This is a genomic window from Polyangium spumosum (assembly GCF_009649845.1).
Lineage (GTDB): Bacteria > Myxococcota_A > Polyangia > Polyangiales > Polyangiaceae > Polyangium > Polyangium spumosum.
On record NZ_WJIE01000005.1, the window covers coordinates 480805 to 501979 of the forward strand.

The 21175-nt window shown below is 70.4% G+C and carries 17 protein-coding genes; 6 read left to right on the forward strand and 11 right to left on the reverse strand.

Features of this window, described 5'->3' with window-relative positions; genetic code table 11:
- Positions 1 to 34: 34 nt before the first annotated feature.
- The gene (locus tag GF068_RS19355) at positions 35 to 3223 is read right to left on the reverse strand and encodes a serine/threonine-protein kinase (protein ID WP_153820887.1); all 3189 of its coding nucleotides are present in this window, start codon (positions 3221 to 3223) and stop codon (positions 35 to 37) included.
- A 63-nt stretch (positions 3224 to 3286) separates the two neighbouring features.
- On the opposite strand from GF068_RS19355, the gene GF068_RS19360 reads away from it, so the two are divergent.
- The gene (locus tag GF068_RS19360) at positions 3287 to 3664 is read left to right on the forward strand and encodes a Smr/MutS family protein (protein ID WP_153820888.1); all 378 of its coding nucleotides are present in this window, start codon (positions 3287 to 3289) and stop codon (positions 3662 to 3664) included.
- Here GF068_RS19360 and GF068_RS19365 read toward each other — a convergent pair.
- Positions 3654 to 4517: an endonuclease/exonuclease/phosphatase family protein gene (locus GF068_RS19365; RefSeq protein ID WP_170319572.1), complete on the reverse strand. Its 864-nt coding sequence runs from the start codon at positions 4515 to 4517 to the stop codon at positions 3654 to 3656. The genes GF068_RS19360 and GF068_RS19365 overlap by 11 nt on opposite strands.
- 258 nt (positions 4518 to 4775) lie before the next feature.
- Between GF068_RS19365 and GF068_RS19370 the strand changes: the two genes are divergently transcribed.
- Positions 4776 to 5690 (forward strand): DUF6882 domain-containing protein, encoded by a 915-nt coding sequence (locus GF068_RS19370; protein WP_153820890.1) that lies wholly within the window; start codon positions 4776 to 4778, stop codon positions 5688 to 5690.
- 300 nt (positions 5691 to 5990) lie between these two features.
- On the opposite strand, the gene GF068_RS19375 is transcribed toward GF068_RS19370, so the two are convergent.
- A complete protein-coding gene (locus GF068_RS19375) occupies positions 5991 to 7295 on the reverse strand; it encodes an ATP phosphoribosyltransferase regulatory subunit (protein ID WP_153820891.1) in 1305 nt (434 codons plus the stop codon).
- Between the two features lie 287 nt (positions 7296 to 7582).
- Between GF068_RS19375 and GF068_RS19380 the strand changes: the two genes are divergently transcribed.
- Together GF068_RS19380 and GF068_RS19385 are read left to right on the forward strand one after the other, a co-directional pair.
- Complete coding sequence (locus tag GF068_RS19380) at positions 7583 to 8275, forward strand: RNA polymerase sigma factor (protein WP_153820892.1); 693 nt, start codon at positions 7583 to 7585, stop codon at positions 8273 to 8275.
- A 119-nt stretch (positions 8276 to 8394) separates the two neighbouring features.
- Entirely contained in the window at positions 8395 to 9678 is a 1284-nt protein-coding gene (locus GF068_RS19385; RefSeq protein WP_153820893.1) for a hypothetical protein, read from the forward strand.
- Here GF068_RS19385 and GF068_RS19390 read toward each other — a convergent pair.
- The 4 genes from GF068_RS19390 to GF068_RS19405 are packed head-to-tail and all read right to left on the reverse strand — an operon-like array spanning position 9671 to position 14329.
- Positions 9671 to 10318, reverse strand: coding sequence for an RluA family pseudouridine synthase (locus tag GF068_RS19390; RefSeq protein WP_153820894.1), 648 nt, complete (start codon positions 10316 to 10318; stop codon positions 9671 to 9673). The genes GF068_RS19385 and GF068_RS19390 overlap by 8 nt on opposite strands.
- Positions 10319 to 10321: 3 nt before the next feature.
- Complete coding sequence (locus GF068_RS19395; protein ID WP_338046466.1) at positions 10322 to 11014, reverse strand: HAD family hydrolase; 693 nt, start codon at positions 11012 to 11014, stop codon at positions 10322 to 10324.
- 55 nt (positions 11015 to 11069) lie between these two features.
- Entirely contained in the window at positions 11070 to 13352 is a 2283-nt protein-coding gene (locus GF068_RS19400; protein WP_153820896.1) for a sulfatase, read from the reverse strand.
- On the reverse strand, positions 13349 to 14329 hold the full coding sequence (locus tag GF068_RS19405; RefSeq protein ID WP_338046467.1) for a tyrosine recombinase XerC: 981 nt from the start codon (positions 14327 to 14329) through the stop codon (positions 13349 to 13351). Before GF068_RS19405 ends, GF068_RS19400 begins: the two co-directional genes overlap by 4 nt.
- A 136-nt stretch (positions 14330 to 14465) precedes the next feature.
- Between GF068_RS19405 and GF068_RS19410 the strand changes: the two genes are divergently transcribed.
- Positions 14466 to 15359: a serine/threonine-protein kinase gene (locus GF068_RS19410; protein ID WP_153820898.1), complete on the forward strand. Its 894-nt coding sequence runs from the start codon at positions 14466 to 14468 to the stop codon at positions 15357 to 15359.
- A gap of 6 nt (positions 15360 to 15365) precedes the next feature.
- Positions 15366 to 16634 carry a serine/threonine protein kinase gene (locus GF068_RS19415; RefSeq protein ID WP_153820899.1) on the forward strand — a complete coding sequence of 423 codons (1269 nt, stop codon included), beginning with the start codon at positions 15366 to 15368 and terminating at the stop codon, positions 16632 to 16634.
- A 7-nt stretch (positions 16635 to 16641) separates the two neighbouring features.
- Here GF068_RS19415 and gor read toward each other — a convergent pair whose 3' ends face one another.
- From gor to GF068_RS19435, 4 genes are all read right to left on the reverse strand, one after another.
- Positions 16642 to 18018 (reverse strand): glutathione-disulfide reductase, encoded by a 1377-nt coding sequence (gor, locus tag GF068_RS19420; protein WP_153820900.1) that lies wholly within the window; start codon positions 18016 to 18018, stop codon positions 16642 to 16644.
- Between the two features lie 55 nt (positions 18019 to 18073).
- Positions 18074 to 19138: an STAS domain-containing protein gene (locus GF068_RS19425; protein WP_153820901.1), complete on the reverse strand. Its 1065-nt coding sequence runs from the start codon at positions 19136 to 19138 to the stop codon at positions 18074 to 18076.
- A gap of 142 nt (positions 19139 to 19280) precedes the next feature.
- Complete coding sequence (locus tag GF068_RS19430) at positions 19281 to 20354, reverse strand: STAS domain-containing protein (protein WP_240807040.1); 1074 nt, start codon at positions 20352 to 20354, stop codon at positions 19281 to 19283.
- A 90-nt stretch (positions 20355 to 20444) separates the two neighbouring features.
- A complete protein-coding gene (locus GF068_RS19435; protein WP_153820902.1) occupies positions 20445 to 21170 on the reverse strand; it encodes a dienelactone hydrolase family protein in 726 nt (241 codons plus the stop codon).
- Positions 21171 to 21175 lie beyond the last annotated feature (5 nt).

The following is a 21175-nucleotide window of genomic DNA, read 5'->3' on the forward strand; positions in this document are numbered from 1 at the left end:
AATCTGCGTTCACGCGTCGCTTCAGCGATACATTTTACAAAGCGAGCCTCGTTGCCTCCTTGAAGTCGCCGGCATATTCGCGTTCGAGCAAAGGGTTCTCCCGGAACGCCGACTCGAATGCCTCCTTGGCGCGCCGCACGGCGTCGCTTCGCGCGTCCCTCGTACGCGCCATGTGGGCTCGCACGAGGTGGAGATGTCCTCGCGCAAGGAGCGCCTTGGCCAGGCGGGGGTTCTGGGCGAGGGCACGCTGTGCCATTGCGAGTCCACGCTCGACCTCCTCCTCGTACGCGGCGCCGCGCTCGGAGAGCCACCTCGCCCTCAAAGCATGAATTTCGGCGTGGATCTGGTAAGGCGTGGGGTCCAGCCCAGCCTTGTCGAGCGTCGGCTGGACGTGCGAGAGCGCCGCGTCGAAGGAGCTCGCTCGTACGTCCTTGCGCACCTCCCCGGCGCGTATCGTAAGGATCTCGATACGCGCGGACAGGATACGGAGCGTCGTCCGCGGTGACGCCCCGGCCTCGGCTGCCCTCTGCGCGGAATCCCGCGCCTTCGCGAGGAGGTGCGACGGATCGTGCCCCTGGCGAAGTGCATACGTGGCCTCGAGCAGGAGACACTCGGCGACCTCTTCGAGGAACCAGTGATCCTTGGGCTCCTGCCCTGCAAATGCGTGAATCGCCGTGAGCGCTGCCCGGGTCGGGCCACCTGGATCTCGACGGAACGCGACCTCGTGCGCCGCACGAAATCGGTGCACCCTCGCATTCCAGTACGCCACGAGCCACGGGCTGGAGCTCGTCTTCTCGAGGAGGGCCACGGCGTCCGCGAGCGCGCGCAGCGTGTGGCTCCCGTCTCGCCCACGCTCGATTTGCAATCCGAACAACTCGGACAGCGAATTCAGCCGCCCGCCCACGGGCAGGATGAACTTCGGATCGATATCGATGGCCTGTTCGTAATGGCGAATCGCGTTGCGCAGCAACTTCGACCCGTCTCGCCCCAGCATGTTCTCTTTCCTGGCCTCTGCGTAATATGCGCCCCCCAGCTCGTTGACCGCCCAGGTGAAACGCGGGTCGAGCTCCAGGACCCGCTCGTACGCAGCGATGGCCCGCTCCATGGTGGCCTCTCGACCCAGGGCGTACATGACCTTCGTTCGCGTGCAGAAGGCCAGCGCCACCGCATAATGTGCCATGACGCTCATCGGGTTCGAGCGCACGCCCTCCTCCGCCGCTCGGACGGCGTCCTCGATCGCAGAAATCGTATCTTCCGAGATGTCGTCCCCGAGAAACTGGACATGCACACGCGACGCCATCACGAGCGCCCGCTGCACGCGCGCCGCGCTGTCCTTCGAGCTCGACTGCACCGCGCGCCCGCAAGCCGACTCCGCCGCGTCGAACGCCGACCCCGGCGACATCCCCTTCATGAAGGCCGCCTGCCCCATCTTCTCCCAGAGCTCGCACGCCGCCCGGTGCACCTCCGGATCGCTGCGCCCCATGTCCGCCGCGATCGCGTAGGCCTCCGCCGCCGGCTCGAAATACGATTTCATCTTCTCGTAATCGAACGCCGCGTCGTGCCGGTACCTGCTCCCCATTGCATAAAGCGCGTCCGCCTCGAGCTTCTTCGCCTCGTACATCCACGGCGCCTTCTCGAACGCCGCCTTCGCCTTCTCGATCGCCTCCTCGTTTTTCCCCTCGTAGAGCGCGATGAGCCCCTCCGCGTACGCCGGCACCTCGATCTTCGCCGCGAGCGCCGCCCGCAGGGCCTCGCGCGCCGGGTCCCGGAGCGCCCGCTCGAGCTCCTCGACCTTCTTCTTCCGCTCCTCCTCGTTCGTGATCCGCCGCGTCTCCGCGAGCGCCCGACGGAACATCTCGCCGATCGCCCGCCCGAGCGCATATTGCAGATCCGCCGACGAATACCCCGCCGCGAGCGCCTTCTCCAGGTGCTCCCGCGCCCCCTCCGGGTCCCCGAGCGCGAGGTAACCACGCCCGATCGCGTAATGCCCCGGCCCCTCCCCTGCCCGCCCGGCCGCCGCCATTCTCTGCTCGATCTCCCCGAGCCTCTCGCGCACCACGTCCCGCTCCCGCTCCACGTCGTGCAGCGGCAATTCGTAGGCGGCGCGCAGGAACAGCTCCATCTCCTTCACGCCCTCGCCGAGCTCCCGCGCGAGCCGCGCCCGCTCCGCCGCCTGCCGCTCGGCCCGCACCCACACGCCCACGAGCACCAGCGACGAGCTCACGACGAGCGCGAGCAGCGCCGTCGCGAGCTTGTGCTTGCGCGCCTTCTTCCAGAGCACGTAGCCCAGCGAGGCCCGCCTCGCGTGGATCGGCTCGCCGTCGAGGAAACGCTGCAGATCCTCCGCCAGCGCCCGCGCCGAGTCGTACCTCCGCGACGGCTCCCGCTCGAGGCATTTCATCACGATCGTCTCGAGCTCCGCCGGCACCCCTCGCTTGACCGCCCCGAGCAAGGGCGCCTCCTCGTACGCCACCGCCATGAGCAGGTTCCACGCGTGATCCGCGACGAACGGCGGCCGCCCCGCGAGCACGTCGTAAAGCGTCGCGCCCAGCGAATACACGTCCGAGCGCCGATCCATCGCCCGCACGTCCCCCTTCGCCTGCTCGGGCGGCATGTACGCCGGTGTCCCGATCACCGCGCCCGTCTGGGTTTGTCCTCGGTCGGACACCTCCCGCGCCAGGCCGAAATCCATCACGTACGGCTTCAGCGCGCCGTCCTCGCGCGCCTCGACGAGGATGTTCCCCGGCTTGATGTCCCGGTGGATCAGCCCGAGCCGGTGCGCCTCGTGCACCGCCGCGCTCACCTCCTGCATGAGCTTCACGCTTTGCTCGAGCGTCAATCTCGCCGCGACCTTCGACAGCGGCTCGCCGTCGATGAATTGCATCGCGATGTACGGCTCGCCGTCCGCCTGCCCGGCCTCGTACACGCGGCACACGTGCTCGTGCTGGATACGCGCCTGCGCCCGCGCCTCGCCCAGGAACCGCCGCCAGAGCTCCGGATCGTCGCCCTTCAAGAGCTTCAGCGCCACCGTCCGGCCGAGCCGCGGATCTCTCGCGCGGTAGACCGTCCCCATCCCGCCTTCGCCGAGGAAACGGATGTCCTCGTAGCGCTCCGCGAGCGACGGCGGCACCCTCCGCCGCTCGCTCGGCGGCCCCGAGAGGACGAGCGGCAGGGTCGACATCTCCCCGATCTCCACGCCTCCCCCCTCGTCCGCCGCCGGCATGACCCGGGAAGATACACGGCCGAAGGCGGCCACGACAGGCCCACGTGATATCCTCTCCCGGCCATGCTCCGCGCCCTCCAGGACCTCCTCGCGCGCCTCTTTTCCCCGTCAAAATCCGAGGAGCCGCCCCCGCCCGCGGAGGACGAGGACGAACCGCCGCCCGACCCCGACGCGATCGCCGTCCTGCCGATCGAGGACGCCATCGACCTGCACGGCTTTCAGCCCCGCGACATCCCCTCGGTCGTCGAGGAATACCTCCACGAGGCCCACGCGCGTGGTTTCCCCGAGGTCCGGCTCATCCACGGCCGCGGCAAAGGCGTGCAGCGCCGCGTCGTGCAATCGATCCTCGCCCGCCACCCGCTCGTGGAGTCGTTCCGGGACGCGCCGGCCACGCGGGGCGGATGGGGCGCGACGATCGCGCGGCTCCGGATCAATCGATGAAAATCTCGACCCCCACCCCGAAATGGTCCGACGCGAACGCCCGGCCCTCGTAACGCGCCGGGCAACCCGAGAGCTCGCCGAGCGGCGCCACGAGCTCCATGCCGATCCGCGTCGGCGCCGCGCGCCGCGAGGTCCACACGTAATCGATCAGCGCCCGCTCCGGGCCGCCCTCGTGAAAGGCCCGCGCCACGTCGTTCTGCTCGGTATCGTACGTCAAGAGCCCCGCGCGCGCCGTGTGGTCCGAGAGGCCCTCGCCGAGGCGCCGCGCCAATCGCTCGTATTCGCTCGTCCCACACGGCACGTTCAGGTCCCCGCAGAGCACCGTCGGCGCGCCGCTCGCGAGCGCGTCTCGGAGCGCGTCCGCGAGCACGTCGACCTGATCCTTCCGCACCGCCTGGCATTCCTCCGGCGAGACGCGCCCGTCGTCCGCCTGCAAATGCGTGTTCACCAGGAAGAGCTCGCGCCCGCCGGGCAAACGCACCTCGGCGAGCGCGGCGCCCTTGCGCGCGAACCCGTCCGCACCCACGCCGCGAGGCAATCGCAAGAAGCGGGCCTTCAATGGGAAACGCGAGAGGATCACGAGCCCCGCGCCCACGAGCGTCTTGTCGACGCCGTCGGGCCCCGGCGGATCGTGCCAGAGCTCGGAGAAACCTCCCGCCACGCGTAACGCCTCGAGCCGCTCGTGGACACCACCCACGAAGTTCTCCTGGATGCACACGATGTCGAAGCCCGAGAGCGCCTCGATCACCGACGGCGAGAGCAGCCGCTCGGGCCAGAAGGGCCGCCCTTCCAGGAAATCCTCGAGGCTCTGCGGCGCGCCGAAGCAGTTCCAGGTCGCGAGGCGGACGGACACGGGCCTTCGATCCTCCATCGGTCGAGGATTCTAAAACAAAACCCGCGCGCCCGGACCCCCGGATCGCCTCATTTCCAGGCCGCACCGCGACCCCCGGGGCCCGCGCCCCGCGGCTGCGGCCCGGTCGCCCGCAGATGCGGGCTGGCGCACCCGGCCAGGACGGTCCTCGGCCCGGATCCAACGAAAACGTGACAAACGAGTGGATTCGTTGCAAATGGTGACAGAGCGCGGAGACCTCCGCGCTGCCTTCGAGGCACGATGAACAAGGCGCGCGCAGGATCGAAGCCGAAGCCCACGAAAAAGGCCGCCGCAAAGCGCACGAAGGCCGCCGCGACGAAGGCCGCCCTCGTGCCGACCGCCCCGCAGGCGCCGGAGTTCCGGCTCGCGCGGACCGAACCTCCGCCCGCGGCGGACGAGCCGCTCGTGACGAAGTGGGCCGCGCGTGGCGCCGCGCTCCTGCGTGAGCTCGCCGCGCACGGCGCCGGGGACCACGAGTATCGCGTGGACCTGAAGGACGGTCGTTTCGTGTGGCTCGACCCGCGCGGCCGTGTCTCGGCCGAGGCCCGCGCGAAGGCGCTCTGTAGCTTCGCGCCCACGACGTCGTCGCTCACGATGGCCTGGGCCGATCCGCTCCTGCGCGCGGCGTCGGTGCGCCCGATCGATCGGATGCCGACGGAGCGGGACGACCTGGACGAGGAAGGGGCCTGGCGCGTGGCGATCGCGGCGGCCGAGGCCTCGGGCGTCGAATGGGTCTACCGCGTGGCCGCGCCGCACTCGTGGTACTTCCTCGGGCTCACGGGCCTGTCGTTCCAGCCGATCAGCCCCTCGTTCACGCCCGGCTCGCCGGCGGGCCTGGTGCTGCTCGAGCTCGAGGCGAGCCGCAAGGCGATCCGCTCGGGCGCGGAGCCGGCCGTCGTCCTGCGCGAGCGCCTGGCGCGGGTGGGCAGCGCGCTCCTGCACGAGGCCGAATACGCCTACCGCAGCACGGACTGGGTGTCGCGGCTCTCGCGGACGGGGAAGCGGCTGGAGACCCTGGCGGAGAAGGTGCCGGTGCCGTCGTTCGAGGCGGTCGCGAAGGAGGGCACGGCGTCGGAATGGCTGGCGCCGGAGCTCGCAGGCAACCTCGACGAGGCGCTCGGGTTGCTCGAAGACGAGTGGCGGTTGTTCGCGTAATCGACGCCCTCGACCCGGTCTGCGACGCCCTCGACCCGGTCTGCGACGCCCTCGACCCGGTCTGCGACCCCCTCGAGACCTTTGCTCGAAGGTCTCCACCCGGTCTGCGACCCCCTCGACCCGGTCTGCGACCCCCTCGAGACCTTTGCTCGAAGGTCTCCACCCGGTCTGCGACCCCCTCGACCCGGTCTGCGACCCCCTCGAGACCTTTGCTCGAAGGTCTCCACCCGGTCTGCGACCCCCTCGAGACCTTCGATCGACCCCCTCGAGACCTTCGATCGACCCCCTCGACCCGGTCGATCAACCCCCTCGAGCCCTCGCGCCAGCCGCGGGGAACCCGACCGTCTCGGCGATACGCTCGGCGCCGGTGTCCGCCGCCACCTCCACCGCCGCCTCGGGCTCGTCCGTCGGCACGATTCTCACCGCACCCTCGCTCCCCTCGACCACCACATGCGAATAATGGTGCGCCTGGGCATATCGCAACACGTCCGGCCCCTGCCCGCGCGCCGCCGCGATTCCCCTCGCCCGCAGCGCCAGCACGAGCGCCTCCCCCGGCGGATCCGCCGCCACGAGCACCCGGATCGGCCTTTCGTCCCGCACGCCCGAGGCCTCGCGCGCCCGCGCGATCGCGTCGAGGTGCAGCCCGAACCCCACGGCCTGCATGGGCAGACCAAATCGTCCGAGCAAATCGTCGTATCGACCACCCGCCCCGATCGGCTCGCCCGGCCCCGGCGCCAGCACGTGGAAAATGGGGCCGGTATAATACGCAAAACCCCGCACCTCGCCGAGATCGAGCCGCAACACGTCCGCGAGGCCGTCCGAAGGCGCGCCCGCGGGCGCCGTCCTCGGCCGGCGCGCCGTCTCCCAGAGCGCCCGGAGCTCCCGCAAAGGCCCCTCCGCCCCCGTCCCCGCGAAGAGCTTTTCGGCGCGCGCGAGGATCTCCTCGCCCGGCCTGTCCTCCGCCCCGCCCGCGAGCTCCGGCAGCGCCACGAGCGCCTCCGCCACGCGCCTCGGCACCGCCGCCGCCTCCCGCCCCGAGAGCAACACGACGAGCCGCGAGGCGTCCTTCTGCGCGAGCGCGTCCGTCACCTCCACGTCGAGCGGCGACGGCACCGCGTCGATCAAGGCGCGCGCGATGAGCGCGTGGCCGAGGTCGATCACGAACGACCCCAGGCCCACCACGCGCGTCACGGACGCGAGCAGGCGCAGCGCCTCGAGGTCCCCCTCGGGCGACGGCGCGCCGTAGAGCTCCACGCCCGCCTGCGGGATCTGCCGGTGTTTTTTGGCCCGACCTTGCCGGCGACGGACGATCGTCCCTTCGTAGCACAGACGGATCGGCCGAGGCTCGGCGGCGAGGCGCGTGGCCACCATCCGCGCGATCTGCGGGGTCATGTCCGGACGGAGCGCGCACACCTCGCCGCTCTCCGGCTCCACGAAGCGCAGCACGTCGCCTGGATCCAGCGCGCCGAGGCCCTTCTCGAGCACCTCGGCCAGCTCGAACGCCGGCGACGTCACCAGGTCGTAGCCGTGCAGAGCAAAATGGTCGAGGATCCCCCGAGCGAGCGCGCGCCTTCTTCTCGTCTCTTCCGGTAAGAGATCACGCATCCCGGCGGGGAGGGGATGCGACAGCGCCTTGGGCGGAGCGACAGCACGGTCCACGCGTGGGCTTATACCGCGGCTGGGCAATCCGTGCGCATCGTTTGTGCCCTCGCTGCGATTCCCTACGCGCCCGACGAGGCGCGGAGGCACATCCATCACGCCCCGACGTGCCAGCGGCGCCAGCCATTCGCGCGAATCCCCTCCTGCCATGCCTGGCAGATGACTTGCTAACGCCGAGCACCTGCCAGGCGCGCCCACGAAGTGCCGGGAAAGCGCTGGTGATGGAGGCTCTCATGGCCGTCCAGGCCGTCACGACGACGCGTACCTCCGCGGCACCGCCCGCGCCTGCCGGGGCAGAGGCCCGGCTCAGCGAGCTCATCGAGCGCGTCAAGAACGGAGACACCGTGGCGCTCGACGCGCTCACGCGTACCATCCGGCCGCATGTGGAGCGGCAGCTCGCTCGGTATCCCGTCTCGGACGAAGACAGGCTCGATCTGGTTCAATCCACGCTCCTCCAGGTCATCCGTCGAATCCGATCTTTCCGCGGCGATTCGAGCTTCACGACGTGGCTCTTCCGGGTCACGGCGAACGAAGCTCTGATGCTGATGCGCTCCCAGAGGCGTCAGCGAGCGCGGTTCGTGGGCGGGCTCGACCTCGAAGACCTCAGCGTTCTGCCCACGATGCGCGCGCCCGCGCTCGAGGACGACGCCGCGAGCGTGGCCGAGCGCGAGCGGTTCGTCCGGCTCGCATTGGGCGAGCTGCCAAACGATTATCGGGACGTGGTGATGGCGCATTACCACGAGGACCTCGGCCTGCAGGAGATCGCGCAGAAGCTCATGGTGAGCGAGAGCGCCGTCCGCTCGCGCCTCCACCGCGCGCGCCTGCGCCTGCGGGCGATCCTGAACGCGACACCTTATGGTCGCGAGCTCCAGGCGGGATTCGTCCCGGCCGAGCGCCGGGGGGCCCCGGGGACGACGGCCGGGTGACATCCACGTCCTACCCGGCGACGACAAATGCGTGCGTCTCTCCGTACGCACCGGCGCGTGACACCATTTTGCCACGGGCTCCGCCTGCCCGCGGCGGATTTCGGTGGTAAGGTCCGACCATGCGCCCTTACGTCTTGCTTTCGCTCCTCGCCTCGACCCTCGCCACCCTGGCCGTCGCGTGCGCCGCGCCGAGGGGCGCGCCCACGTGGGACACGTCCGGAGGGGGCGGGAGCGGCGGGACGGGCGCGGGGACGGGCGAGGGCGGCGGCGGGCTCTTTCAGGGCGACGACGCGGGGACGAACGCGGACGCGCCGAACGACGCGTTTCTCTCGGAGGACGCCGCGTGCGCGAAGACCGTCTCCGAGGCGACGGTCGAGAAGCTGCCGGTCGACATCATCTGGGTGGTCGACAACTCATCGAGCATGCAGCCCGCGATCGCCGAGATCAAAAAAGGCCTCAACGCCTTCGCCTCGCTGATCGCCGCGAAGAACCTCGATTACAAGGTCGTCATGCTCTCCTTGCGGAACAAGACGAGCCCGGTCCAGGTCAGCGGCAGCACGAGGTATCCGATCTGCATTCCGATGCCGCTCGCCGGCGACGACAATTGCGGCAATGGCCCGCGGTTCTTCCATTCGAGCGTGGACATCCGGAGCACGCAGCCGCTCGAGCAGCTCCTCGGCACGCTCGGACAGACCGAGGGGTACCAGCTCGGCGACGAGCGCGGCGGCGAGCCGTGGAAAGAGGAGCTGCGTCCCCAGGCGACGAAGACGATCGTGATCGTCTCGGACGACGACGCGCGCCTGTCGGCGAACGATTTCGAGTCTTTCCCGGGCGGGAAGAACCCGTTCAACTCGCTCACGTTGCCGCCCGGGCTCCTCCACCCGAGCTGGAACGGGCTCTTCACCGATTACGTGTTCAGCGGCATCTACGGCTGGGGCTCGACCTCGAACCCGGACACGGCCTGCCAGTATCCCGACGGCAGCGAGCCTTCGAGCTCGGGCCCGACGTACACGACGCTCGTGCAAAAGACGAGCGGCGTCCGCGAGAAGATCTGCACCGGCAGCGCCGCGTGGCAGCCCTTCTTCGACGCGGTGGCCCAGGCCGTGGACAAGACGGCGAAGCTCTCGTGCGAGCTCACGATCCCCCCGCCGCCTTCAGGCGAGAACATCGATCCGGAGCTCGTGAACGTGGCCCTCTCGGACGGCGACACGCCGACGTACCTCCCCCGCGTGGACGGCGGGGCGGCCTGCAATGGCGGCGGCGGCTGGTATTACGACGACCCCGCGGCGCCGAAGAAGGTCGTCCTCTGCCAGAGCTCGTGCGACCAGGCGCAGTTCATGGTCGGGCCGAACAAGACGGGCAAGATCGAGGTCCTCTTCGGCTGCCAGACGATCCTCAAATGACGACGCCGATCCGTTCGAACGGCGCCCGGAGGTCCTCCGGCAGCGCCGCCTCGAACGTGACGGGCCGGCCCTCCCACGGATGCAAGAAGCCGAGCGAGCGCGCGTGCAGCGCGAGCCGCCCGAGGCCAAAGCGGTCGCGATAGTCACGGTTCAGCGCGCCTTTGCCATAATTCGCGTCCCCGAGGAGCGGGTGGCTGATGTGCTTCATGTGCCGCCGCACCTGGTGGAGCCGGCCCGAATGTGGCTCGGCGTCGACGAGGGAGAGGTGTTCGCCGCGCCAGACCCGCCGATACGACGTCGAGGCCGGCACGCGCGGCCCGCCCTCGCGGCGGGGGATCGGGTGCTCGATCGTGCCCGCCTCGGGCGTGACGCCGCGGACGAGCGCGAGGTAATGTTTCTCGATCCGGCCCTGCTCGAACATCTCGCAGAAGGCGCGGGCGCTCTCGGAATCGAGCGCGAAGACGAGCACGCCGCTCGTGGCGCGGTCGAGGCGGTGGACGGGAAAGACCTTCCTGCCGATCGCGTCGCGGACCTCATGGAGCGCGGTCCGCTCGTCGCCGGACCAGCCGGGGTGCACGGCGAGGCCGGAGGGCTTGTCGACGACGATGAATCGATCTTCGTGGTGGAGGACCGGGAGCAAGAGCTAGCGCAGCTTGATCTTCGTCGTCGGCTCGCGCCAACGCTGCACGATCCCCGGCAGCATCGAGAGGTCCCGCACGGTCACGTCCGGGCCCGCGTGCACGAGCGCCTCGACCGTGGAGAAGCCGCTCTCCACGCCCACGGCCCAGGTCCCGGCGCTGCGCGCACACAGGATGTCCTGCACCCCGTCGCCCACCATCACGACCGCCGCCGGCGTCGCGCCGAGCTGCTTCGCCGCGAGCAGGAGCGGCGCCGCGTGGGGCTTGGGCTCCTTCGTGTCTCCGCCCGCCACGATCGCACCGAACCGATCCTCGATGCCGAGCGCCCGCAGCACGACCTCGGTCGCCGAGCGGTGCTTGTTCGTGCAGATGCCGAGCGTCATGTTCTCCATCGACGAGAGCGCCTCGATCGCCTCGAGCGCGCCCTTCGCCCAGCGCGTGAAATCGAGCGGGTGCGCCTTGTAGTAGTCGAGGAAGAGGCGGATGAGCTCCTCGACCTCCGGCGCGTCCTCCGGGATCTTCGCCGCCCTCGCGCAGAGCGCGCGCGTGCCGTCGCCGACGAGGCGCACGATCACCTGCGCGGGCTGCGGGCTGCGGCCCGTCGTCAGGAGCGCGTGGTTGATCGCGGCCACGATGTCGCCGCGGCTGTCGAGCAGCGTACCGTCGAGATCGAACACGACCGCTGTGGGAGGAAGCACGGGGTTCATCCTAGTTGATCCGCAGCCGGATCTGGAAGGGGACGTTCGCCGAGGGTCATTTGCGCGGGCCCGTCACGCGGATCTCCCGGAGCCGCGCGCGCAGGGCCGCGTAACGCTCCTCGATGCGCGCGCGCGCGTCTGGCGAACGCCAGAGGTCCTTGCGCTCCTCGGGGTCCTCTCCGAGGTCGTAGAGCGCGTACTTCGTGTTGTTCGAGACGATCAGCTTGAGGTCGCCGTGGATGAGCGCCCGACGCGCGTCGTTGTAGGGGCCGGCCGGCATGTCGATGACGACGTCACGCTCGGCCGGCGCCTGGCCCTCCGGCAAGAAGACGTCAGGCAGGAGCGAGGTGCCCGAGAGGAAGTCCGGGCCCTCGGCGCCGGGCTCCGGCCGCTCGATGTGGAAGAGGTCGAGCACCGTGGGCGTGACGTCGATGGTGCTGCGGCGCGCGTCGATCCGCGCGGGCTTCGCGCCCGGGACGTGCACGAGGAGCGGCACACGCACGAGCGGCTCCCAGAGCTCGAAGCCGTGGCGGACCATCTTGTGCTCGCCGAAGGCCTCGCCGTGATCACTCGTGACGACGATGGCCGTCTTCTTGCCCCACGGCGCCGCGCGGATCCCGTCGATGAGCCGGCCGATGTGTTTGTCCGTGAACGCGATCTCGCCGTCGTAGAGCGCGCGCTCGCCGGCGCCGAAGCTCGGCACGTCGTCGTGGCGGAGGTAGTCGGCGTGCGGGTCGAGGTAGTGCACCCACAGGAAGAAGCGCCCCGAGGTGTTCTCGGGCTTCTGGAGAAGCGCGAGCGCCGCGTCCGTGAGCGTGTGGCTCGACTTCATGTCCGCCACGTCCCACTTCGCGCTCTCGGGCGGCGCCGCGGACATGTCGACCACGTCGAAGCCGGAGTCGAGGCCGCCGAACTCGCCGAAGTAGCGGTGCGCGTGGACGCCCATCGTGCGGACGCCGGCGCGCGAGAGGCGCTCGGCGAGGAAGGTCTCGGCGTCGTCGAACTTGTTGAAATGTCCCCAGTTGCGCTGCGTCTCGCTGCCGTACTTGCCGAGGAGCATCGGCCCGACGCTCTTGCCCGTGTACGAGGCGAGCGCGTAGGCGCGGAGGAAGACGGCGCTCTCGGCGGCGAGTTTGTCGAGGTTCGGCGAGACGGGCTGCGGGTAGCCGGCGTAGCCGAGGTCGGCGCGCAGCGTGTCGACCGTGATGAGCACGACGTTGAGATCGTCCGGGATCGCGGCGCTCGTCGTGGCGGTCGCGGGCGCGGCCTGGGGGGCCGCGAGCGCGGCGAGGACCTCGGCCCGCAGGTCCGAGCCCGAGCAGTCCTCGTCGACGCCGTTGTCGGGGATCTCCACGCCGAGCGGCCCGATCGACGCGTCTCCCTCGCGGCAATCGCCGCCGCCGAAGAGCGCGCTCGCGCCGTCCCGATCCCGATCGGCGAGCTTGCGCATCGCCGCGAGCGAGAGCTTGCCGAGCGGCGCGTCACGCTCGATCGCCTGCGCCACGGGCGCGCCCTCGCCCCCGAGCGAGACCGCCGTCCGCGGCACGAGCAGGACCGGCGCGAGCGCGAGCAGGGCCGCGGCGACGGTCCTGCGCGGCGAGGCGAGCGCGGACGCGAGCAGCGCGGCGAGCGCGACGAGCGAGAGCATCCCGACGGCGCGGAGATCGAGCTCGGGGCGCTTGAGCACGCCGTAGATCCCGAGGAGCCCGCCCTCGCCGCTCGGCCCGCCCGTCGCGACGCCGAGGCCCAAGAGCAGCCCCACGACGACGAGCGCCGCGAGGCCCGTCTTCGCCGGATCCACGAACGCGGGCCTTCCCTCGCTCGCCGTCGCCAGCGCTTGCCGGAGCGCCGGGGTGAGCGCGAGCGAGAGCAGCGCCGCGAGCAGGCCGACGACGAGCGCGGCCGTCGCGATGGCGAGCCCCGCGAGCGGCGCCGCGACGTCGAGCCCGAGCAGGGCCCGCGCGAGCTGCGCCGAGAGGGTCATCCACAAGAACGCGGCCACGATCGCGAGCGGCACGAACGCGGCCACGTCCGCGGGCCTGCCCTTCGCCCGCGCCCGGAGCGACGCGACGGCCGACGCGGGCGTCGGCGCCGACTCCGGGAAGAGCACGACGAGCGCCGTCGCCACGACGAGCCCCACGACGAGCGCGACGGGCGCGACGAGCCCCACGTCCGCCACGAAGATCACGAGCGCGCGGCCGGCGTCGATCCGCTCCTCCTCGCCGCCCCGCGTATAGGCCGCGTCGAGCGCGGCGGCGGCGAGGCCCGCGATCGAGGCGCCCATCGCCCCGCGGGCGATCCGGCTCGCCCAGGCTCGAAGGTAGAGCGGCGTCTTCATCCCTTGTTACGAGCGCGAGGCGCGCTTCTCTTCGCGAGCGGGTGCGCCGCGTCGTACACCTTCGTCAGGTGGTCGATCGACACGTGCGTGTACCTTTGTGTCGTCGACAGGCTCGCGTGCCCCAGCATCTTCTGGATCGCGCGCAGATCCGCGCCGCCGTCGAGCAGGTGCGTGGCGAACGTGTGCCGGAGCGCGTGCGGGTGCAGGTCCGCGCGGCCCGCGCCGAGCGCGCCGTACCGATGCACGAGGTTCTGCACTTGCCGCACGCTGATGCGCCGGCCGAGCCTCGACACGAAGAGCGCTCGCTCGTCGAGCGCGCCCGTCTTCGGGTGCCGCAGCTCCTCGCGCCGCGCGAGCCAGCGCGTGAGCGCGCCACGCGCGAGCGAGCCGAACGGCACGATCCGCTCCTTGCTCCCCTTGCCGAGCACGCGCGCGCGCCCTCCGTCCGCCTCGAACTCCACGTCGCCGAGGTCGAGCCCCACGAGCTCCGAGACGCGCAGGCCCGAGCCGTAGAGCACCTCGAGCAGCGCCCGATCCCGCAGCCCTTCCGCCGTCGCCTCGTCGGGCGCCTCCACGACCTCCGCCGCGGCGTCCGCGTTGACGAACGTGGGCAGCGGCCTGCGCACCTTCGGCAGCTCGAGCTCGGCCGCGGGGTTCTTCTCGATCTCCCCGCGCCGCTCGAGCCAGCGCAAGAATGCCCGCACCGCCGCGATCTTCCTGCCGATCGAGGGCGGCGCGTGCGTCCGGGCGAGCTGACCCAAGAACCCTCGCAGGACGAACACGTCGAGATCCCGCGGCCCCCGGATGCGCCCCCGCTTCTCCTGCACGTGCGCGACGAGCTGGGCGAGGTCGCGCCGGTAGGCGGACACGGTATGCGGCGACGCCCGACGCTCCTCGCCGAGGTGGCGCACGAACCGCGCCACGGCTTCCTCGAGGCCAGCGCCCTTCGCGGCGTTCTCCGGGCCCGCGCTCTTCACGGCCCTTCCCGTAGCATCGCCCCCCGCCCCCGGGCAAAGAGAGCGTACCGCGTCGACCGAGCGACCCGGACCGGTCCGCAGGGCAAAAAGATGCCTCCCGCGCGAGGGAACGGGTAGATTGCTCCTCGGGGAACCTATGGAAGGGGAGACGCTCGACGGCCGCTACAAGCTCGGGGAGGAGCTCGGCCGCGGGGCGCATGGCGTCGTGTACAAGGCGACGGACCTCGAGGCCGGCGCCGAGGTCGCCGTCAAGCTGCTGCGCGGGCCGATCCAGGGCGCCCCGGAGGCCGCGGCGCGCCTCCTGCGCGAGGCCCAGGCCCTCGCGTCGCTCTGGGGCACGAGCGTCCTCCGCGTGCACGCCGCAGGGCCGAGCCCCGAGGGCGGCGTGTTCGTCGTGACGGAGCTCGTCGAAGGCGAGAGCCTCGAGGCGCACCTCCAGGACCTCGCGGTCTTCGACGATCGTTTGAGCTCGTACAATCTGCTCACGCTCCTCGACCCGATCGCGCGGGCGCTGCACACGGCGCACGCCCAGGGCCTCCTCCACCGCGACGTCAAACCGGCGAACGTCTTCCTCGTCTCGCCCGAGCGCGGCGGCGGCGTGCGCCTGCTCGACTTCGGCGTCGCCCCCGTCCTCGGCGCCGAGGCGCTCCGGGCCTCGGACACGCTTCGTGGCTCGGCTTGTTACGTCGCGCCCGAGGCGTGGCACGACGGCGCGCTCGATCATCGCGCGGACGTGTACGCCTTCGGGGCCCTCGTCTTCCGCGCGCTCGCCGGCCGTCCGCCGTTCCAGGGCGAGAGCGCCGCGGACCTCGCCGAGGCCACCCAGCGCGCGCCGCGCCCCCGGCTCTCGCCGCTCCGCGCGGACCTCGCGCCCGAGATCGACGCCTGGGCCGAGCGCGCGCTCGCGGCCGATCCGAACCAGCGTTTTCCGTACATCCCCACGTTGTGGAACGACCTCATCCGCGTGATGATGAACGGCAGAGGCCCGAGCGCCGATCGGGTGCGACAGACCTTCCGCCTACCCGGCTAGCCCCGCATGTCGCCTACCGAAGAGAGCGCGCAGTCCATCGAGATCGAGACCGAAGCCGAGCCGAAGGTCGACGTCGACGAGCAGAACGCCCTGGCCCACGAGCAGGCCCTCGAGCGCGCGCGTGACCTCATCGGCCGGGTGATCTCGGACCGCTACCGCATCGTCGACCTCGTGGCGATGGGCGGCATGGGCGCGGTCTACCTCGGCGAGCACGTGCTGATGCACAAGCGCATCGCCGTGAAGATCCTCCACCCGGAGAGCGACGACAACCCCGAGATCGTGGCGCGCTTCGAGCGCGAGGCCCTCGTCGGCGCGCACATCGACCACCCGAACATCGCCCACGCGACCGACTTCGGGAAGCTCGACGACGGCTCGTACTTCCTGATCCTCGAGTACGTCGACGGCAAGAACCTCGCCGAGGTGATCAAGGAGGGCCCGATGAAGCCGCGCCTCGTCGTGCACGTGGCGCGGCAGCTCCTGCTCGGCCTGCAAGCCGCCCACGAGCTCGGCATCGTGCACCGCGACCTCAAGCCGCGGAACGTGATGCTCGAGGCGAGCTTCACGCCCAAGCTCATCGACTTCGGCTTCGCGAAGGTCTCCGTCGGCAAGCTCCCGCTCACCGTGTCCAAGGAGGGCCGGCCGCCCTCGCGCCTCACGGGCGTCGGCGTGATCTTCGGGACGATCAACTACCTCGCGCCCGAGGCCGCGCACGGCATGGACGCGGTCGACGAGCGCGCGGACCTCTACGCGCTCGGCGTGATGATGTACGAGATGCTGACGGGCAAACACCCGTTCGACTCGACGGACCCGGTGGAGATGTTCCAGCACCACCGCACGACGGCGCCGCCGAGGTTCTCCGAGCGCGCGCCGAAGGTGAAGGTCCCGGCCGAGCTCGAGGAGCTCGTGGGCAAGCTGCTCGAAAAGGACCCGTACGAGCGTTTCCCGAACGCGAGCGAGGTGATCGACGCGCTCGACGCGCTCGCGATCTCGAGCGAGCCCGTCGAGGAGGCGGCCGTTCGCTCCAGGAAAATCACCCCGCCGCCGCCTTCCGTCTCGACGCGCCCCCCGGACAAACCGGGAGAGACCTCGGACGCCGAGCCCGCCGCGGCGAAGGCGCCCGAAAAGGCGCATTCGAGCGCGGCGCGCAAGAAGAAGAAAAAGGCGCGCGCCGACGAGAGGGCAGCCCCAAAGAAGGGGCCGACCACCTTGAATTACACGCTCGCGCTGATCGCGATCGTGGCCGTGGCGGCCGCGGCCTTTTTCGCCGCGCGCTGAAGTCCCCTCAATCGCCCGAGAGCGAACTCGGATCCGGGACCGGGTCGCGCATCGTGACGAACTCCTCCGCGGCCGTCGGGTGAATGCCCACGGTCGCGTCGAATTGCGCCTTCGTCGCGCCGCATTTCACCGCGATCGCCACGCCCTGGATGATCTCGGGCGCGTCCGCCCCGACCATGTGCGCGCCGACCACCTTCTGCGTCGCCCGGTCCACGATGAGCTTCATCATCGTGCGCTCGTCCCGCCCCGAGAGCGTGTGCTTCATCGGCCGGAAACGCGCGCGATAGACGTCGATCTTGCCGTAACGCCGCCGCGCCTCGTGCTCCGAGAGGCCCACCGTCCCCACCGGCGGCTGCGAGAACACCGCGCTCGGCACGTCCGCGTGATCCATCTCGGTCGGGCGATCTCGGAAGAGCGTCTCCGCCACCGCGCGCGCCTCCGCGATCGCCACCGGCGTCAGGTTGATCCGGTCGGTCACGTCGCCGACCGCGAAGATGCTCGGCACGCTCGTGCGCGAGTACGAATCGACCTTGATCGCGCGCTCCTCGTCGAGCGCGACGCCGATCTCCTCGAGCCCGAGCCCCTCCGTGTTCGGCGCGCGCCCCGTGGCGAAGAGCACGACGTCCGTCTCCACGATCTCGCCACCCGCGAGGCGAACGGACAAACCGTCCGCCTCCCGCGCCACGCTCCGGAGGATCGTCTCGCGCAGGATCTCGATGCCGCGCTTTTGCATGCCCTCGGCCACCGACTCGCGCACGTCCTGATCGAAGCCACGCAGCACGTTGTCGCCGCGGACCACGAGCGTCACCTTCGCGCCCGCGGCGCGCCAGATCCCCGCGAACTCCACGCCGATGTAGCCCCCGCCCACGACGAGCGCGCGGCGCGGCACGTACGGCAGCGCGAGCGCCTCGTCCGACGAGATCCCGAGCTCCTTGCCGGGGATGTCCGGCCGCACCGCTCGGCTGCCCGTGGCGATGAGCACGTGCCGCGCCGTGTACCGCTCGCCGGAGACCTCGACCGTGTGAGGCCCGACGATCCGCGCGGACCCTTCGATCATCGTGACGCCGGCGTCGCGCAGCATGCGCACGTAGATGCCGTTCAGCCGGTCGAGCTCGCGGTCCTTGGCCTCGATGAGCTTCGCCCAGTCGAGCTTGGCCTCGCCGATGGTCCAGCCGAAGCCACGCGCGTCCTCGAGCTCCTCGGCCACGTGCGCGCCGTGGACGAGCAGCTTCTTCGGCACGCAGCCGCGCAGGACGCAGGTGCCGCCCACGCGGCCCGCCTCGCAGATCGCGACACGCGCGCCGTACGAGGCCGAGCGACGGCTCCCCGCCACGCCGCCCGAGCCTGCGCCGATGGTGAACAGATCGAAGTCGAACGTGGTCATCGCGGGGCCTCCTCGGCGGGAAGTATGCGGGAGGAAGGGCCCCCGGGCGACGCCCTTATTTGCGGACCATCTCGCCAGGACGCATGCAGCGCCGCAGCGCCTCGCGCAGCGTCGCGAGCGTCACGATCTTCGTCAGATCGATCCCGATCTGCACCATCGTCTGCGCCACCGCGGGCCGGATGCCCGTGATGATGCAGCGCGCCCCGAGCAGCTCGGCTGCGCGCACGAGCTTGCCGATGTGATCGGCCGTCGAGGTGTCCACGATCTCGACGCCCGTGAGATCGATGATCGCGTACGTCGCGGCTTTTTGCGTGATCGCGTCGAGCAGCCGCTCCATCATCTCGGCCGCGCGCTGGCTGTCGACCACGCCGAAGAGCGGGAGCGAGAGCACGCCGTCCCAGACCTCGATGATCGGGGTCGAGAGCGCCCGGATCGCCTCCTCCTGCCGCGCGATGAGCTCGAGCTTCTCCCGCAGCTCGCGCTCGGCGAGGGCGCGCTCCTCGACCTCCTTGCGGACGCGCTCGAGCGCCACCGCGAGGTCGGCCTTCGTGGCCTGATCCGATTGCATGAGCGCGTCGAGCCGGTCCTCGAGGCTCCTGTCGGAGGGTTTTACGACGAACTCGTCGAAGGCGTCGCCCCGGGCGGCGAAGGACGTCTGCTCGGCCCAGCAGGTCGAGACGCCGAAATGGCGCTGGAAGATGCCGGCGAACTTGCCGCCCACGTACGCCGAGCCCCAATCGGCCTGGATGGCGCGTTGCGCGAGGGACTCCCAGCTATTGTGGACCCGGACGCGCGCCTCCTTCGCTTTTGCGTCGATCGAGACGATCTCCCAGCGCCCCCAGCCCGCCGCCGCCGCGATCGTCGCAATCGCCGCGAAGCCCTCCTCGAACGTGGGCCTCGAGGTAATGACGGCCCAATCTCCGTCGGTGCTGTCACGACCGCCGCCGTGGAGCGCCAGCTTGAACCGCTCTGTGCCGACCATCCGGTGAAAACCGGAAAAAAGCCCCGCGACGGACGACTCGGTCCACATCGTCACGGCGGGAGAGCCGGCCCAGAGGTTCAAGCCCGCCTCGGCATTCCACTCTACATCCACCCCCCCGATGCGGAACTTGTCGGTCATCTTCCGGAGTACCTCGCGAAGAACCGTCAGCGTATCGCGACGGCCGCGATCGATCCAGCAAAATCACTGGATCCAGCCCCGGCGTAGGGACACGTGTCACGCAGGATCGAGCGACAGTGGCATGACGCTCGTCGCGAGCGACTCAAGGATTTTTCGGTCGGACTGTATCGGTCGAACGCATGCAACGACGCAATGCCTCGCGCAGGGTCGACAACGTGACAATCCTGGTGAGATCGATCCCGAATTCGACCATCGTCTGCGCGACGGCGGGGCGGATCCCCGTGATGATGCACCGCGCGCCGACGAGCTCCGCCGCCCGCACGAGCCTCCCGATGTGGTCCGCGGTCTCCGCGTCGATCGTGTCGACGCCGGTCAAATCGATGATCGCGACCTCGGCGCCCTTGTACGTGATCGCGTCGAGCAGCCGCTCCATCATCTCGGCCGCGCGCCGGCTGTCGACCACGCCGATGAGCGGGAGCGAGAGCACGCCGTCCCAGACCTCGATGATCGGGGTCGAGAGCGCCCGGATCGCCTCCTCCTGCCGCGCGATGAGCTCGAGTTTGTCCCGGAGCTCCCGCTCGGTCCGCGCGCGCTCCTCGACCTCCTTGCGCACGCGCTCGAGCGCCACCGCGAGGTCCGCCTTCGTCACCTGATCCGAATGAAAGAGCGCCTCGAGCCGCTCTTCGAGCGTCCTGTCCGAAGGCCGCACGACGAATTCGTCACAAGCGTCGCCCTCCGCCGCGAAGGCCGTCTGCTCGGCCCAGCAGGTCGGAACCCCGAAATGGCGCTGGAAATAGGCCGCGAGCTTGCCCGCAATGAAGGACGCGCCCCACGAGACCCCGAGCGCGCGCTGCGCGATCGATTCCCAGTTGTTGTAAACGCGCACCCGGGCCTCACGCGCGGCGCGGTCGACCGAGACGAGCTCCCAGCGCCCCCAGCCCGCCGCCGCCGCCACCCGGGCGAGCCTCGCGAAGCCCTCCTCGAACGTCGGCGCCCCGGCGATCACGCGCCAATCCCCGTCGATGCTGTCGCGGCCCCCCTGCTGCATGGCGATCTCGAACCGCTCGGCCCCCACCATTTTCTGCACCGTCGCGAGCAGACCCGCCATGGTGCTCTCGATCCAGGCCGTCATCACCGGCGCCCCGGCCCACAAGCAAAGCCCCTCGGCTTCTCTCCACTCGATGTCGATCCCAGCCACCTGAAGCTTCGGGTCCATGTAAAGCTCCTTTGGGCCGAACATAAACCCAGCCGCGATTTTCCGCACAAGAAAATCAGGAAGAATCTCAATCCCGTTACGTTGCGTCACTCAATCGAGGTGTTCCTTGAAAAACGAGAGCACGCGCTCCTTCGCGTCGAGCGCCGAGGGCTCGTGGTAGCCGGCGTGCATCGGCAGGAGCGGCCCGATTTTCCGAAGGATGAAGCCCTCGGTGCGCGTGAAAAACGAATGACCGGCGTCCTCGTAGACCTTCACGTCGGAGGCGACGCCGAGCCGATCGAGGCTGCGCCGCAAGCGCGCGGGCGCCTCCCGCAGAGGCTCGTCGCGCCCGCCGAAGCTCGCGACCATCGGGCACGCGCTCGGCAGCTCCTCGGGGACCTCACCATAAAAAGGTGCAGCCACCTTGTAATGGCCGCGCATCGCGAGCACGATCGCGAAGCCGCCGCCCATGCAAAAGCCGATCACGCCGAGCCGCGCCGCGTCGACCTCGGGGCGCGACACGAGATACCGCCTCGCCGCTTCGAGGTCGTCGAGCGGCCGGCCGCGCTGGCGGATGATCGAGCGAATGGCGCCCGCCACGCAGAGGGCCTTCGGGCCGCGGTGAAAGAGGTCCGGGATGAGCACGACGTACCCCGCCTCGGCGAATTCCCGCGCGACGCGCCTCATCTCCTCGTTGAGGCCAAACACCTCGTAGATGAGCACGAGCCCAGGGCGAGGCTCCGGGTGGGTGGGGAGCGTGAGGATGCCCCGCATCGAAAAGCCGTCGTCGCAAGGAAACCTGATCTCGCGCTGATCCATCGAGCCCCCTTGTACCATGGGGG